This is a genomic window from Clavibacter michiganensis (assembly GCF_002151125.1).
GTDB lineage: Bacteria > Actinomycetota > Actinomycetes > Actinomycetales > Microbacteriaceae > Clavibacter > Clavibacter michiganensis_C.
Genome location: NZ_MDJZ01000016.1, coordinates 1 through 14,239, shown reverse-complemented (window position 1 = coordinate 14,239; position 14,239 = coordinate 1). Strand labels below are relative to the sequence as shown.

Below are 14,239 nucleotides of genomic sequence, written 5' to 3'. Positions count from 1 at the left end.
TCGCGATGCAGGGAACGTTCCCTGCACCCGTTCGACGCCCTGGAGGATCCCGCATGGACCACGACGACCCGACCGCCGACGCGCTCGCCGACCCCGACACCGCGCCCGCGGCGGCGAGCCGGGTCGACGTCCGCCCGCACCCGTCCGCCCTCCCCCGGGACGACAGCGACCCCTTCCGCTACGGGATCTTCCTGCGACCCGACCCCCGCACCTGCCGCGCCGTCACGGTCGTCTGCGACCAGATCCGCGCCCAGTACGGGCTCGTGTCGGCGGGCGCGTTCCCGCCGCACGCGACCCTCGTCGGCAGCCAGCCGTTCGGCCGCGACGAGGACCGCGTCGTGGACGCCGTGACGGAGCTGCTCGCCGACCGCCCCGCGTTCCCGGTGCACAACGCCGGCGTCCGCGAGCAGGGCCTGGGCTTCGTGTACGACGTCGACCGCCTGCCGGACGGATCCCGGAACGCCGACCTCCTGTCCCTCGCGGCCGACATCGACCGCGTCGTCGCGCCCTTCCGCCGGCCGATGAGCTCCCCCGAGCTGCACGTGTTCGACCCCGCGCGCTTCCGCGCGCACCTCTCGCTCGCCTCGCACGACCTCGCCGTGCGCCCCGACCTGCACGACGAGGTCGGCGCCTTCATCCGCGAGCTCGACGAGCCCGTCCCGGCCGGGTTCACGGGTCACACGGTCGTCATGTACCGCACCGCCAGCCCGGACTGGTCCGGCCGCTGGTGGACGACGCTCACGTGGGAGCACGTGCGCACCTGGACCCTCGGAACGCTGGCCGGATAGTCCGACGGACACCCGGCCACGTCCTCGTCATAGCCCCGGAGGGGCCCGGATCCGCGGCAGGCCGGGCCTCTCACCCTCCCCTCACCCTCGGATCACCCGCTCCTCGCGCATCCATGTCCTCCAAAATGAGGACCGGGGTCGTAGAGTCTCCTCAGCGCGGCGGGTTCCCCCGATGCCGTCGCGCGAATGGATACCCGAAGAGCCCCCGCCGCGTCCCCCGCCCAGCGGGCAGCTCATCAGATCCCTGCGTGCTCCGACCCGAACGGACACGGCAGCAGCAGGAGCCCGGCGCGCGCCGTTCCCGAGGTCGCGCCGGGCTCTTGTGCGTCCGCCCGCACGGGACGCCTCGTCGATGTCCGGCCCGGGAGGCCCGCGCGCATCCCGTCTCCCGCTGGCGGCCGCGAGACGCCAGGATGGGAGGACGGCCTGAGGGGGATCCATGCGCACGACCGTCTACACGAGCGACGCCACACGGCACATGACCGACGAGGATCTCGCCGAGCTCCTCGGCCAGTGCATCCGCAACAACGAGGAGACCGGCCTCACGGGCCTGCTCCTGCACCGCGACGGGCGCTTCATGCAGGTGCTCGAGGGCCCGCACGACGCGGTGGAGGCCGTGTTCTCGACCATCGAGGCGGATCCGCGGCACACCGACGTGCGCCTGCTGCTCGACGAGGAGATCCCGGCCCGCCAGTTCCCCGGCTGGTCGATGGGCTTCCGCACCGTCGACGACGCGACCCTCCGCCAGCTCCGGGGCTACGACGACTTCCTCGACCGCCCGGCGTCCGCGGCCGCCCGCCCCGACGCGCCCTCCCGCGCCCGCTGGCTGCTGGAGTGGTTCCGCACCCACCCGGCGTGATCCGCGCGGGCCTCGACACCGAGCCCGAGCACGTGCGAACATATCGATATTCGTTGTAACGATGATCGATAGGACGCACCATGAGCCGCACCCCCCTCGCCCGAACCGGGTCCGCCGCGCACCTCACGCGCGGCGTCCTGTGGACGGCCCTCGTGGTCGCCGTGCTCGTCCTGCTGGCCGTGGCCGTCGCGGCGGTCGCGAGCGCGGTCGAGACCGTGCGGACCGGGGTGGTGCAGACGTCGCTCGAGATGCGCGGATCGCTGCCCGCCGAGGCCGACGCCGGCCCCGCCGACCTCCGCTCGGGCGCCTACCGTACGGCCGAGGTCGCGGTCGGCGAGCTCTCCGGCGGCATCGTCGCGGTGCACGTCGCCCGCATCGCGCTCGACGCCTCCGTCGGCATCGCCCTCGCGGGCACGGTCGCGATCCTCGCCCGCCGGCTGCTCCGGCCGGATCCGCTCGCCCGCCGCCTCAGCCTGGTGGTCACGCTCGCGGGCGGCACCGTGATGATCGCCGCGCTGCTCTCGCTCGGGGCGCGCACGGCAGTGGCCTGGCTCGTGGGCGGCGAGCTCAACGACCCGGCCGCGGGGCTCGAGGGGTTCTGGCCGGTGGTCGCGGAGGTCGACGCGTCGACCATCGCGCTCGGCTTCGCCCTCATGATCGTGGGCCTCGTGGTCGAGCACGGCGAGACCCTGCAGCGCGACACCCGCGGCCTCGTCTGATGGGATCCGAGGACGACGGCCCCACCGGCGTGCACTGCCGCCTCGACGAGCTGCTCGCCGCGCGCGGCATGACGCTGACGCGGCTGAGCGCCATCGTGGGCGTCAGCCAGGTGAACCTCTCGGTGCTGAAGAACGACCGCGCCCGGGCGATCCGCTACTCGACCCTCGTCGCGGTCTGCCGCGCCCTCGAGTGCGAGATCGGCGACCTGCTGGTGCTGGATCCCCCGACGGCCTGACGCCGCACGCGGGCCGGCCCTACGACTCCGGCTTCGTCGAGACGGCGACCGTGAACTTCGCGTTCCGCCCCGCCTCGCGCGTCGGGCCCACGATGCGCGTCAGCTGCGGCCGGTAGCCGAGCGGGCTGTTGTAGACGGTCCAGAGCTGTCCGCCCGGGCGGAGCATGCGGGCGGCCGCGGCGAACAGGCGCGGCGCGAGGCCCGCGTGCACCGTCGCGCCGGTGTGGAACGGCGGGTTCAGGAGCACGACGTCGGCGGATCCGTCGGGCACGGTGGATCCGGCGTCGTCGCGCACCACGGTCACCCGCCCCGCGAGCCCGTTCGCGGCGACGGTCGCGCGCGCCGAGTCGACGGCCGCCCACGACTGGTCGGTCGCGATCACGTGGATGTCCGGCCGGGCGAGCGCGACGGCCGACGCGATGACGCCCGTGCCGCAGCCGAGGTCGACCGCCGTGGCGGCGTCGGCGGGCAGGTGGGGCAGGAAGGAGAGGAGGAAGCGCGTGCCGATGTCGACGCGGGCGCCCGCGAAGGCGGCGCCGTGCGCGCGCACCTCGAGGCCGAGGTCGGGGTGGGACTCGCGGCGGGGGTAGTCGTCGGCACCGTCGTCGGGGGCCGCGCGCAGGGGCTCGCGCGCCACGAGGATCCGGGACTTCTGCCGCGCGAGCGTCGCATGGACCTGTCCGAAGCGGCGGCGGAGCACGTCGGTCATCGCGGGGGTCATGTGCTTCACCCGGCCGACGGCGAGCACGGTGACGTCGTCGGCGGCTCCGCGCGCGACCATGCCTGCCCACTCGTCGAGCGCGTCGAGGCTGCGGGGCAGGCGCGCGAGCACGATGCGCGCACCCGAGGCGAGGGCGCCGGCGAGCCCGTGGTGGATCAGCTCCGCGGTCTCGCCGACGAGCTGCGCGTTGAGGTCGAGCGCGGTCTCGGAGGAGAGGGCGTCCTGGTGCACGCGGATGCGCACGGCATCCGCCGCCCCGGCACGACGCAGGGCCGCGGCCGCGCCGAGCGCGAGCGCGCCGTACTGGTCGCCGATGACGACGAGCTCCTCGGGCCGCACGGGACGGTCCGCGTCCGACGCGGCGGCGAGCAGCGCGACCAGCTCGTCGAGGAGCAGGCGGTCGGCCGCGTCCACGGCGAAGAGGTTCTCGGCCTCGACGTCCGGCCGGCGGCGGAGCGCGCCGAGGTCGAGGAGGTCCTCGGCGGTGACGGGCGACGCGGACGGATCGGGCGCGTCGCTCACCGCGCGTCGCGCCCGCCGTCGTCGCCCGGCGACGTGAGCGCCGCGCGGTACAGCACGACCTCGGTGGGCCGCGAGGGCCGCACGCCCGCGCGCAGCGACACCACGTCGCCGTCGCCGCGGGCCGCGAACACGCGGCGGCCGGGCCGGGAGAGCAGCTCGTCGGCGAGCGCCGACTCGAGCTGGCGCACGCGCCCGCGGAGCTCGGTCACCTGGTTCTCGAGCTCGAGGATCCGCGCGATGCCCTCCAGGCTCACGCCCTCGGCGCCCAGCCGGGCGACCTCCCGCAGCTGCACGATGTCGCGCATCGAGTAGCGGCGGGAGCGCCCGGCCGTGCGGGTGGGCGACACGAGCCCGAGGCGGTCGTACTGCCGGAGCGTCTGCGGGTGCATGCCCGACAGCTCGGCCGCCACCGAGATCACGAAGACGGGGGCGTCCTCGTCCATCGCGTCGCGGGGATCCACGTCAGCTCCTGGCCCGCTCGATGAGCTCGCGACGCGGGTCCTCGGCGGGGCCGGAGCTCGCGAAGGCGTCGAGCGCCACGCGCTGGGCGTCGGTGAGCCGCGACGGCACCGCGACCTCGATGCGCGCGAGCAGGTCGCCCGTGCCCTTCGGGGTCGTGACGCCGCGGCCCTTGACGCGCAGCACCTTGCCGCTGGACGTGCCGGGCGCGACCTTCAGCCGCACCGGGTCGCCGCCGAGCGTGGGCACCTCGATGGTCGCGCCGAGCGCGGCCTCGGGGAACGTGACGGGCACGTTGACCCGGAGGTTCAGCCCGTCGCGCTCGAACACGGGGTGCGGCCGCACGTGCACGGTGAGGATGATGTCGCCCGACGCGCCGCCGTCGCCCGACGGCTCGCCCTTGCCGGCGAGGCGGATCTTCTGCCCGTCGGTGACCCCGGCCGGCACGCGCACCGTGAGGGGCCGCCCGTCGGAGTCCTGCAGGCGCACGACGTCGCCCTGCACCGCGGTGAGGAAGTCGATCGTGGTGGACGCCGTGACGTCGCGCCCCTTGGTGGGCGCGCCGTACCCGCGGTAGCCGCCGGACGACTGGCCGAAGCCGCCGTTGCCGAACATGCCGCCGAGGATGTCCTCGAACCCGCCCTGGCTGTACTGGGGCTGGCCGGATCCGAACCCGGCTGCGCGCCGCCCGCGGCCGCCGGCCTGCTGGCCGAACATGCCGCCGAAGACGTCCTCGAACCCGCCCGCCTGGCCGCCGCCGGCGCCGGGTGCGGTGAAGCGCGCGCCGGATCCCATGGCGCGCATCTGGTCGTACTCGCGGCGCTGCTCCTTGTCGGCCAGCACGGCGTGCGCCTCGCTGATCTCCTTGAAGCGCGCCTCGGCCGACGGATCCGGGTTGCTGTCCGGGTGGTACTGCCGCGCGAGCTTGCGGTAGGCCTTCTTGAGGTCGGCCTCCGAGACGTCCTTGGACACTCCGAGGACCTTGTAGAAGTCCTTGTCGAACCAGTCCTGGCTGGCCATCAGACGCCTCCCTTCTTCTTCTCGTGGTGGGGGCCGCACGACCCGGTCCGGGCGCCCGCGCGTGCGGACGCCCGGACCGGGGTGGGTGCAGCCGGATCGATGCTGCGGTTGATGGCGCTACTCCGGCTTGTCGACGACGACCTTCGCGGCCCGCAGCAGCGTCTCGCCGATGTAGTAGCCACTCTCGACGACGTCCGCCACGGTGTCCACCTGGACCTCGGGGTTCGGCTTCTGGAAGATCGCCTCGTGCACCTGCGGGTCGAAGGCGTCGCCGACGGCGCCGACCTTGACCAGCCCGATGCGCTCGACGTTCGTCCGCAACTTCGCCACGATCGCGGTGAGCGGTCCGCCCTCCGCGAGGTCGCCGTGCTTCTCGGCGCGGTCGAGGTCGTCGAGCACCGGGAGGATGCCCTTGACCACGTCGCCGACCGCGCGCTGGCGCTCGATCTCGCGGTTGGCCTCGGTGCGCTTGCGGTAGTTGGCGTACTCGGCGGTGACGCGCTTCAGGTCCGCGAGGTGCTCGGAGTCGCCCTCGACGGGCTCGTTCCGGGTCTGCTCGATGAGGTCCTGCAGCTCCTCGTCCATCGGGTCGGTCGTCTCGACGTCGGGGCCCTCGGCCTCGACGAACGCGCCGTCCTCGCCGGGGACCGAGGCCGCGTCGGCCGCCTGGTCCGCCGTGGCGTCAGGCCCGGCCGGGGACGCGGGGGCCGACTGCTCGGCTCCCTCGTCCTCGGGCACGCGGCCCTCGCCGTTCGCGGTGTCCTCGGTCATCGGTCGGTCTTCTTGTCCTCGTCGTCCTCGTCCACGACCTCGGCGTCGACGATGTCCTCGTCGTCCTTCTTCGCCTCGGACGCGCCCTCGGGGGTCTCGCCCGCGGCCTGCTCCTGCTGGCCCTGCGCGTAGATGGCCTCGCCGAGCTTGGTCTGGCTCGCGGAGAGCTTGTCGAACGCGGTCTTCACGGCCGTCTCGTCGTCGCCCGCGAGGGCGCTCTTCAGGCCGTCGACGTCGCCCTGGACCTCGGACTTGACGTCCTCGGGGAGCTTGTCGTCGTTCTCCTTGATGAGCTTGTCGATCGAGTAGGCGAGCTGCTCCGCGTTGTTGCGGACCTCGGCCTGCTCGCGGCGCGTCTTGTCCTCCGCCGCGTGCTCCTCGGCCTCGCGCACCATGCGCTCGATGTCCTCCTTGCCGAGCGAGGATCCGCCCGTGATGGTCATCGACTGCTCCTTGCCGGTGCCCTTGTCCTTGGCGGACACGTGCACGATGCCGTTGGCGTCGATGTCGAAGGTGACCTCGACCTGCGGGATCCCGCGGGGCGCCGGCGCGATGCCGGTGAGCTCGAAGGTGCCGAGGTTCTTGTTGTCGCGGGTGAACTCGCGCTCGCCCTGGAAGACCTGGATGGCCACGGACGGCTGGTTGTCGTCGGCGGTGGTGAAGGTCTCGCTGCGCTTGGTCGGGATGGCCGTGTTGCGCTCGATGAGCTTGGTCATGATGCCGCCCTTGGTCTCGATGCCGAGGCTCAGGGGGGTGACGTCGATGAGCAGGACGTCCTTGCGCTCGCCCTTCAGCACGCCGGCCTGGAGCGCGGCGCCGACGGCGACGACCTCGTCCGGGTTGACGCCCTTGTTGGGCTCCTTGCCGCCCGTGAGCTTCTTCACGAGGTCGACGACGGCGGGCATGCGGGTGGATCCGCCGACGAGGACCACGTGGGCCACGTCCGCCACCGAGACGCCGGCCTCGCGGATGACGTCCTCGAAGGGCTTGCGGGTGCGCTCGAGCAGGTCGTTCGTGAGCTCCTCGAACTTGGCGCGGGTGAGCGTCTCGTCGAGGTTCGCCGGGCCGTTCTCCGTGAGGGAGAGGTAGGGCAGCTGGATGCTCGTGCTGGTGGAGGAGCTGAGCTCCTTCTTCGCCTGCTCCGCGGCCTCCTTGAGGCGCTGCTTGGCGATCTTGTCGTTCGAGACGTCGACGCCCGTCGACTCCTTGAAGCGCTTGACGAGGTGGTCGACGATGCGCTGGTCCCAGTCGTCGCCGCCGAGGCGGTTGTCGCCCGCGGTGGAGCGGACCTGGATGGTGCTGAAGTCGTCGTCCTTGCCCACCTCGAGGAGGGAGACGTCGAACGTGCCGCCGCCGAGGTCGAAGACGAGGATGAGCTCGTCCTCCTTGCCCCGGTCGAGGCCGTAGGCGAGGGCGGCCGCGGTGGGCTCGTTGATGATGCGGAGCACGTTGAGGCCCGCGATCTCGCCGGCCTCCTTCGTGGCCTGGCGCTCGGCGTCGTTGAAGTACGCGGGGACGGTGATGACCGCGTCGGTCACCGAGTCGCCCAGGTACTGCTCGGCGTCGCGCTTGAGCTTGCCGAGGATGCGGGCGGACAGCTCCTGCGACGTGTACTTCCTGTCGTCGATGCCGACGGTCCAGTCGGTGCCCATGTGGCGCTTGACCGACGAGATGGTGCGGTCGACGTTGGTGACGTTCTGGCGCTTGGCGGTCTCGCCGACCAGCACCTCGCCGTCCTTGGTGAACGCGACGACGGACGGCGTGGTGCGCGCGCCCTCGGCGTTGGCGATGACGGTGGGCTCCCCGCCCTCCAGGACCGAGACCACCGAGTTGGTGGTACCCAGGTCGATTCCTACTGCACGAGCCATGGGGTGTTCTCCTTCTGTTGCCGCGGCGCCCGGATCACGGGGTCGCTTCGTGTGGTGACGCGGGTGTCCCGCGGAGTCTCGCTCGCGGTGCCGCTTCGTCAGCGGCGTGCTACTTGAGCCGCGATGACTCAACTCTAACGGAGCCTCGGCGAGCGTCAAGTCGCGAGCGCAGGAGTTGAGCGATGTCGGCTCAACTCACAGGATCCACGGCCCGCGATCGGCGCCCGCGGGGCCGATGTGCCCCGGCCGGGGGGCCGGAGGGCCGAGATGGGGGCTACTGGTACACCTAGATCGCTACTGGGGCCCTTATGGCGGCGTGATCTGCTGATCTACCGTTGCCGACGCGAGGCCGGGGGGCCTCTCGGCGGCCCGGACGGGGACGTGATCTCCAGGGGGTGGTCGAGGTGGTGGGTACGCGTGCGCGCCATGCCGCCGAGCCGTCCCGCGACGCCCTCGGTCCGCGATCCCGACCCGGGATCCGCCGTCTCTCCGCGCTCGTCGCCACCGCCCTCGGGGCCGCGCTCCTCGTGGCGCTGCCCGCGCAGACCGCGACCGCGGCATCGCAGCTGATCACCGAGTCGTTCACCGGGACGAGCGTGGCCGACGCCGCGTGGAAGCCGCTCGGCAGCGCGTGCCTGACCCGCGCCACCTCGACCCCGAGCAGCGGCTCGACGCTCGGCGTGTGCTCGAGCCGCACCCAGTCGCCGCCCGCGAGCGCGAACCCCGGTGCCCTCCAGCTCACCGACAACCGGGCCAGCGCGGTCGGCGGCGTCGTCTACGACAACGCGATCCCGGCGAGCGGCGGGCTCGACATCAAGTTCGACCAGTACCAGTACGGCACGTCCTCCGGCGGCGCCGACGGCATCGGCTTCTTCCTCACCGACGGATCCGTGCCGCTGACCTCCGCGGGCCCGGCCGGCGGATCCCTCGGCTACGCCCAGACCACCAGCTCGCCGGGCGTCGCTGGCGGCTACCTCGGCGTCGGCCTCGACGCCTTCGGCAACTTCTCGAGCCCCACCGAGGGCCGCGGCACGGGCTGCGCGAACGCGGGCGTCGGCCAGCGTCCGAACACGATCGCGCTGCGCGGACCCGGCCAGGGCACGACCGGCTACTGCTACCTGACGGGCGCATCGCCGGCGTCGAGCCTGCGCGCCACCACCACGCTGAGCACGCCGACCGCCGACCTCGGCCGCACGATCCGCATCACGGTCTCGTCCGCGCGGCTCCCCGTGGTCACCGTCTACGTGGGCGCGACGGCCGGCGCCGCCACCTCCTCCCTCACGCAGGTCCTGCGGTACACGATGACGACCCCCGCCCCCTCCTCCTACAAGCTCGGCTACCTCGCCTCCACGGGCGGCTTCACCGACACGCACCTGATCCGCGAGGTGAGCGTCTCGAGCATCGACGACCTCAGCGCCCTCAATCTCGTGAAGCAGATCGACCGGACGAAGCCGCAGCCGGCGGCCTACGCCGAGGGGCAGTCGATCCCGTACCAGTTCGTGCTCACGAACAGCGGGGTGACCCTCTCGAACGTGACGGTCAACGATCCCCTGGTGCCCTCCGTCTCCTGTCCCGGCGGCCTGCTCGGGCTCAGCGTGTTCCTCGTCGGCGCGACGGTCACCTGCACGGGCGAGCACGTCGTGACGCCCACGGAGGCGATGTCCGGCACGCTCGTCAACACCGCGTCCGCGCGGGGATTCAACACGCTGCTCTTCCCCACGACGAGCAACTCGAGCACGGCGACCGCGCAGATCGCGACGCCCGCTCCCGCGCTGGCGCTCACGAAGACCGGCGCGCTGACGGACACGAACGGCAACGGCCGGGCGGACGTCGGCGAGCGGATCGCGTACTCGTTCGTGGCGCGCAACAGCGGGAACGTGACGCTGCAGCAGGTGGCGGTGGCCGATCCGCGCGTCACCGGCATCAGCCCCGCCTCCACGACCCTCGCGCCCGGCGCATCGCGGACCTTCACGTCCACCGCGTACACCGTCACCCAGGCCGACGTCGATGCCGCGACGCCGCTCGTGAACACGGCCACCGTCTCCGGCCGGACCCTCGCCGGGGTGGCCGCGCCGACCGCGAGCTCCTCCACGAGCACGCCCGTCAACGGGGCGGCGGCCCTCAGCCTCACCAAGGGCGCCACGCTCACGGGCGGGTCCACGGCGGGCGCCACGGTCGAGTACTCCTTCTCCATCCGGAACACCGGCTCCGTGCCGCTGACCGGGGTGGCGCTCACGGATCCGCTCCCCGGGCTGTCGGCCGTGACCTACGCGTGGCCGGGCACCGCGGGCACCCTCGCCCCCGGCGCGACCGCGACGGCCACCGCCAGCTACACGGTGCGGCAGGCCGACGTCGACGCGGGGCAGATCGCGAACACGGCGACCGTGCGCGGCACGAGCTCCGGCGGCGTGCAGGCGCAGGCGACCGCCACCCGCACCGTGACGCTCGACCGCACCGCGACCCTGGCCTTCACCAAGACCGCGACGCCGGGCAACGTGCCCGCGGCGGGCGGCATCGTGACGTACGCGTTCCGGCTGCAGAACACCGGGTCGACCACGCTCACGGGCGTCTCCATCGCGGATCCGCGGGCCGGCGTCTCCGCCCTCGCGTACACGTGGCCGGGGACCGCGGGCACGCTCGCGCCCGGCCAGGTCGTGACGGCCACCGCCACGTACACGGCCACGACCGCGGACGTGCAGGCCGGATCCATCGTGAACACCGCGACGGCCACAGCCACCGCGCCGACCGGTCCCGTCAGCCGCACCGCGACGGCGACCGTGCTGGCCGTGCCGGATCCGCTGCCCGACTCCGCGACGACGCCGCAGGGCGTGCCCGTGGTGATCGACGTGCTCGCCAACGACGGGCCCGCCGCGACGGGCGCGACGCTCAGCCGTGCCCAGCTCTCCGCGACGCCGACGCTCGTCGGCGGCGCCGCGGGTCCCGTGCCCGCGTCGCCGACCTCCGGCAGCGCGACGTGCGCGGCGAGCGGCACGGACCGCGGCCGCTGCACCTACCGATCCGCCGCCGGGTTCACCGGGGTCGACGTCTTCGACTACGCGCTGCAGAGCGGCGCGGGCACGTGGAACGTGCGCGTCACCGTCACGGTCACGCCCGTCAACCGCGCCGCCGTGGCACGGGCCGACCGGCTGGTCGCGACGATCGGCGGCCCGGAGGTCACGATCGACCCGCGCGCGAACGACACCGACGTGGACGGCGACGCGCTCGCGGTCACGGGCGCCACCCCGCCCGCCGGGCTGCCGGGGTCCTTCAGCTGCGCGGCCGCGCTCTGCACCTACCGGCCGCCGGCCACGGGCCCGACGGGATCCTTCGTCGTCGCCTACGCGATCACCGACCGCCCCGCCGCGCCCGGCACCGGGATCGCGGCGTCCTCCACCGTCACGGTGTTCCTGGATCCCGCGCCGCTCGTCCCCCGCGGCTTCACGCACCGGGACGACGCCGGCCTCGGCGCCTCGACCGGCAGCTGGACGAGCACGACGACCGTCACCGCGGCGACCGCGAGCTGCGTCGCCGGCCGCCCCGTCACGGCGATCTCCTGGGCCCAGGTCCCGGGCGCCACCGACCAGCTCGTCGAGCGTCGCGTCGCGGGCACGACACCCGGCGCGTGGATCACGGTCGCCCGCCTCGCCGGCACCGCCACGTCGTTCTCGGACGACCGGGTCGGCGAGTCCCGCTCCTACCAGTGGCGCGTCCGTCCCGACCTGCACCGCTGGGTCGGCGTCGCGAGCGCGCCCTCCATCGCCGTCGCCCAGCCGGCGGCCGTCTCCGCGGTGGGCTGCTGATGCCCGCCCCCAGACCCCCCAGGCCGCATCCGCCCCCGGATGCGGCGCCCCACCCCCGCCCGCACGCCCATCACCGCACCAGCAGGAACAGCACCAGCACCACCCGCGCGCACCGCGCACCGCGTCACACATCGAGAGGAACCACCATGAGCACCACCCAGGCACCCCAGCGTCGCCGCCCCTGGAAGAAGATCGTCGCCACCGGCGCGGTCCTCGCCGTGGGCACGATCGTCACCGGCGGAGCGTTCGCCATCTTCACCGACTCCGACACGGCGACGCTCCAGGCCGACGCGGGTCAGCTCGACATCATCGCCACGGGCGACTACACGGTCTCGGACATCGCGCCCGGGGACACCGTCCAGCGGCCGATCCTGCTCGAGCTGCCGGACGCCACCAACGACGGCGACCTCGTCGAGTCCGTCCAGCTGTCCTACGCCGTGACGGCCGAGACCGCGGGCACGAACGACCCGGCGCTCGCGGGTGACGGCGAGTCCCTCGTCACCGGGGCCGACGGCCTCACCTACTCGCTGCAGACCTGCGTCGGCGGCGAGTGGACCTCGGCGACCGCTCCCGTGGGTGCGTACACGTGCTCCGGCACCGTGCAGCAGACCGGCGCGGGCACCCTCGCCTCCATCACCGGCGACGGCAACTCCACCACGCTGACGCCGGCGGACTTCGGCGTCACGCCGACGGCGGACGGCACCTTCCCGAGCGACACCGCCGACGTGGTGCTCAACACCCTGATGGTCCTGCAGCTGCCCGACACCGCGGACAACGACTACGAGAACGCGGCCGCCTCGCTGACGTTCACCGCAGCCGCGATCCAGCGCGACGGCGTCCAGCGCTGATCGCCCCGACCGGGCCCCGGCACGCGCCGGGGCCCGGTCGACCGGCGTCGCGTCCGCGCGTCGCCTGCACCACCCCGCACCACCGCACGCCCCCCCGACCAGCACCGTCCCGACCCCGGAGGACCCGACCATGCGCGCACACCGCGGCACCGGCAGCATCGCCGCCGCCGCGCTGTGCCTGGCGCTGGCCGCCTCGGGTGCGGCGCTCCCGGCCAGCGCCGCCGTCGACGATCCGACCTCGCTCGAGATCCGCGAGCTCACCGGCCCCGACATCCCGCTCGACGACCTGGCCCCCGGCGACACCGTCGACTGGGCCGCCCAGGTCACCAACGTCTCCGGCGACGCGTCGCCGCTCTCCGTCCGCCTCGACTCCATGCGCTCGATGGCCCTCACGGGGGATGCCGAGGGCGGCATCCAGCTGAGCGTCCGGCTCTGCGAGGGCGGCTTCGAGACGCTGACGGCGCCCATCCGTTGCCGCGGTCCCGTCGAGCCGCTCGGATCCGGCCCCGCCGCCACCCTCGACAGCGTCGTCACGCGCACCCCGCTGGGCGCGGGCGAGACCGTGGGCGTCTCCGTGCGCGTCCGGTTCCCCGCCCTCGCCGACAACAGGATGCAGTCCACCGCCGGCATGGTCCGCATCGGCTTCGCCCTCGTCGACGACGCGGGCACCGGGCCGGATCCGTCCCCCGGCAGCGGGACGGCCCCCGGCGCCGGCACCTCGCCCGCCGGATCCGCGCCCGCCGGATCCGCCCCGGCCGCCGACGCCCCGCGCGACCTGCTCCCCGTCACCGGCCGCGACATCGCGTCCGCCCTGGCCGGCGCCCTCCTCGCCCTCCTCGGCGGCGGGATCCTGCTCCTCGCCGGCCGCCGCCGTCGCCGACGCGCCGCCGCCGCGACCCCCGGGACCGCGTCGTGACCCGGGCCCGCGCCGCCGACACCGCCCCCGGGCGCCTTGCGCCGAGCCGTCGCAGCCCGGCCCGCCGCGCCCTCGGCCTCCTCGGCGGGCTCGTGACGGCCGCCGTCGCGCTGGCCGTCGTGGCCGTCATCGCCCTCTCCGCGCTCGGCGTCACCCGCTTCGTCCCCGTCCTCTCGAACTCGATGGCGCCCGGGATGCCCGTGGGCTCGCTGGCGATCACCGCCCCGACGCCCCGCACGGACGTGGCGACCGGCGACGTCGTCGTCTTCACGGCCCCGATGGGCCCGCGCGTGCGCGTGATCCACCGCGTCACCCACGTCTTCGGCCCGGAGGACGCCGAGCGGCTCGACGGCTGGTCGCCCGACCGCCTCGCCATGCAGACCAAGGGCGACAACAACCCCTCGGGCGATCCGTGGATCGTCACCATCGGCGACGACGCCGTGTGGGAGCGGACCTCCGTCGTCCCCCTCCTCGGCTGGCCGTTCGTCTGGCTCGGCGACCCCGTCACGCGCATGGTCGCGTTCGCGGCCGTCGGCGCGGCCGGCACCATCTGGCTGCTGACCGTCATCTGGCGTCGTCCGCCGCGCCCGGTCGAGGTCGCGGCGGACTCCGCCGAGGCCTCCGCCGCGGACTCCCCCGCCGACCCGGCCCGCACCACCGGCGGGCCGGCCTGATGCCCCGACATCGCGCCGCGCCCGCCGCCGCCGCGCCG

General features: G+C 74.1%; 13 protein-coding genes. 8 read left to right on the top strand and 5 right to left on the bottom strand.

The window, feature by feature from the left end; genetic code table 11:
• Nucleotides 1-53 precede the first annotated feature (53 nt).
• The 4 genes from BFL37_RS09450 to BFL37_RS09435 all read left to right on the top strand — a co-directional run bounded on the left by BFL37_RS09450 (nt 54) and on the right by BFL37_RS09435 (nt 2,602).
• Complete coding sequence (locus BFL37_RS09450) at nt 54-788, top strand: 2'-5' RNA ligase family protein (protein WP_086514880.1); 735 nt, start codon at nt 54-56, stop codon at nt 786-788.
• Nucleotides 789-1,227: 439 nt separating this feature from the next.
• Nucleotides 1,228-1,647, top strand: a complete 420-nt coding sequence (locus BFL37_RS09445) for a BLUF domain-containing protein (protein WP_086514879.1) — start codon at nt 1,228-1,230, stop codon at nt 1,645-1,647.
• A gap of 80 nt (nt 1,648-1,727) precedes the next feature.
• Complete coding sequence (locus BFL37_RS09440; protein WP_086514878.1) at nt 1,728-2,366, top strand: hypothetical protein; 639 nt, start codon at nt 1,728-1,730, stop codon at nt 2,364-2,366.
• Nucleotides 2,366-2,602: a helix-turn-helix domain-containing protein gene (locus BFL37_RS09435; protein ID WP_172403782.1), complete on the top strand. Its 237-nt coding sequence runs from the start codon at nt 2,366-2,368 to the stop codon at nt 2,600-2,602. Before BFL37_RS09440 ends, BFL37_RS09435 begins: the two co-directional genes overlap by 1 nt.
• Before the next feature lie 19 nt (nt 2,603-2,621).
• Here BFL37_RS09435 and BFL37_RS09430 read toward each other — a convergent pair whose 3' ends face one another.
• The 5 genes from BFL37_RS09430 to dnaK all read right to left on the bottom strand — a co-directional run bounded on the left by BFL37_RS09430 (nt 2,622) and on the right by dnaK (nt 7,963).
• Complete coding sequence (locus tag BFL37_RS09430; RefSeq protein ID WP_086514877.1) at nt 2,622-3,845, bottom strand: class I SAM-dependent methyltransferase; 1,224 nt, start codon at nt 3,843-3,845, stop codon at nt 2,622-2,624.
• Nucleotides 3,842-4,288, bottom strand: coding sequence for a heat shock protein transcriptional repressor HspR (locus BFL37_RS09425; protein WP_172403806.1), 447 nt, complete (start codon nt 4,286-4,288; stop codon nt 3,842-3,844). Before BFL37_RS09425 ends, BFL37_RS09430 begins: the two co-directional genes overlap by 4 nt.
• A gap of 19 nt (nt 4,289-4,307) precedes the next feature.
• Entirely contained in the window at nt 4,308-5,324 is a 1,017-nt protein-coding gene (locus BFL37_RS09420) for a DnaJ C-terminal domain-containing protein (RefSeq protein WP_086514875.1), read from the bottom strand.
• A 117-nt stretch (nt 5,325-5,441) separates the two neighbouring features.
• Entirely contained in the window at nt 5,442-6,095 is a 654-nt protein-coding gene (locus BFL37_RS09415; RefSeq protein WP_086514874.1) for a nucleotide exchange factor GrpE, read from the bottom strand.
• A complete protein-coding gene (gene dnaK / locus BFL37_RS09410) occupies nt 6,092-7,963 on the bottom strand; it encodes a molecular chaperone DnaK (RefSeq protein ID WP_086514873.1) in 1,872 nt (623 codons plus the stop codon). Before dnaK ends, BFL37_RS09415 begins: the two co-directional genes overlap by 4 nt.
• A gap of 404 nt (nt 7,964-8,367) precedes the next feature.
• On the opposite strand from dnaK, the gene BFL37_RS09405 reads away from it, so the two are divergent.
• From BFL37_RS09405 to BFL37_RS09390, 4 genes are all read left to right on the top strand, one after another.
• On the top strand, nt 8,368-11,763 hold the full coding sequence (locus BFL37_RS09405; protein ID WP_086515288.1) for a DUF7507 domain-containing protein: 3,396 nt from the start codon (nt 8,368-8,370) through the stop codon (nt 11,761-11,763).
• A 146-nt stretch (nt 11,764-11,909) separates the two neighbouring features.
• Nucleotides 11,910-12,611, top strand: coding sequence for a TasA family protein (locus BFL37_RS09400; RefSeq protein WP_086514872.1), 702 nt, complete (start codon nt 11,910-11,912; stop codon nt 12,609-12,611).
• 130 nt (nt 12,612-12,741) lie between these two features.
• On the top strand, nt 12,742-13,527 hold the full coding sequence (locus BFL37_RS09395) for a sortase (protein ID WP_086514871.1): 786 nt from the start codon (nt 12,742-12,744) through the stop codon (nt 13,525-13,527).
• A complete protein-coding gene (locus tag BFL37_RS09390; RefSeq protein ID WP_241533937.1) occupies nt 13,524-14,201 on the top strand; it encodes a signal peptidase I in 678 nt (225 codons plus the stop codon). Before BFL37_RS09395 ends, BFL37_RS09390 begins: the two co-directional genes overlap by 4 nt.
• Nucleotides 14,202-14,239 lie beyond the last annotated feature (38 nt).

Bases quoted from the DNA above. Each gene is read 5' to 3' on its own strand.
- BFL37_RS09450 (WP_086514880.1), top strand. From the start codon at position 54: ATGGACCACGACGACCCGACCGCCGACGCGCTCGCCGACCCCGACACC.
- BFL37_RS09445 (WP_086514879.1), top strand. From the start codon at position 1,228: ATGCGCACGACCGTCTACACGAGCGACGCCACACGGCACATGACCGAC.
- BFL37_RS09440 (WP_086514878.1), top strand. From the start codon at position 1,728: ATGAGCCGCACCCCCCTCGCCCGAACCGGGTCCGCCGCGCACCTCACG.
- BFL37_RS09435 (WP_172403782.1), top strand. From the start codon at position 2,366: ATGGGATCCGAGGACGACGGCCCCACCGGCGTGCACTGCCGCCTCGAC.
- BFL37_RS09425 (WP_172403806.1), bottom strand. From the start codon at position 4,288: ATGGACGAGGACGCCCCCGTCTTCGTGATCTCGGTGGCGGCCGAGCTG.
- BFL37_RS09420 (WP_086514875.1), bottom strand. From the start codon at position 5,324: ATGGCCAGCCAGGACTGGTTCGACAAGGACTTCTACAAGGTCCTCGGA.
- BFL37_RS09415 (WP_086514874.1), bottom strand. From the start codon at position 6,095: ATGACCGAGGACACCGCGAACGGCGAGGGCCGCGTGCCCGAGGACGAG.
- dnaK (WP_086514873.1), bottom strand. From the start codon at position 7,963: ATGGCTCGTGCAGTAGGAATCGACCTGGGTACCACCAACTCGGTGGTC.
- BFL37_RS09400 (WP_086514872.1), top strand. From the start codon at position 11,910: ATGAGCACCACCCAGGCACCCCAGCGTCGCCGCCCCTGGAAGAAGATC.
- BFL37_RS09395 (WP_086514871.1), top strand. From the start codon at position 12,742: ATGCGCGCACACCGCGGCACCGGCAGCATCGCCGCCGCCGCGCTGTGC.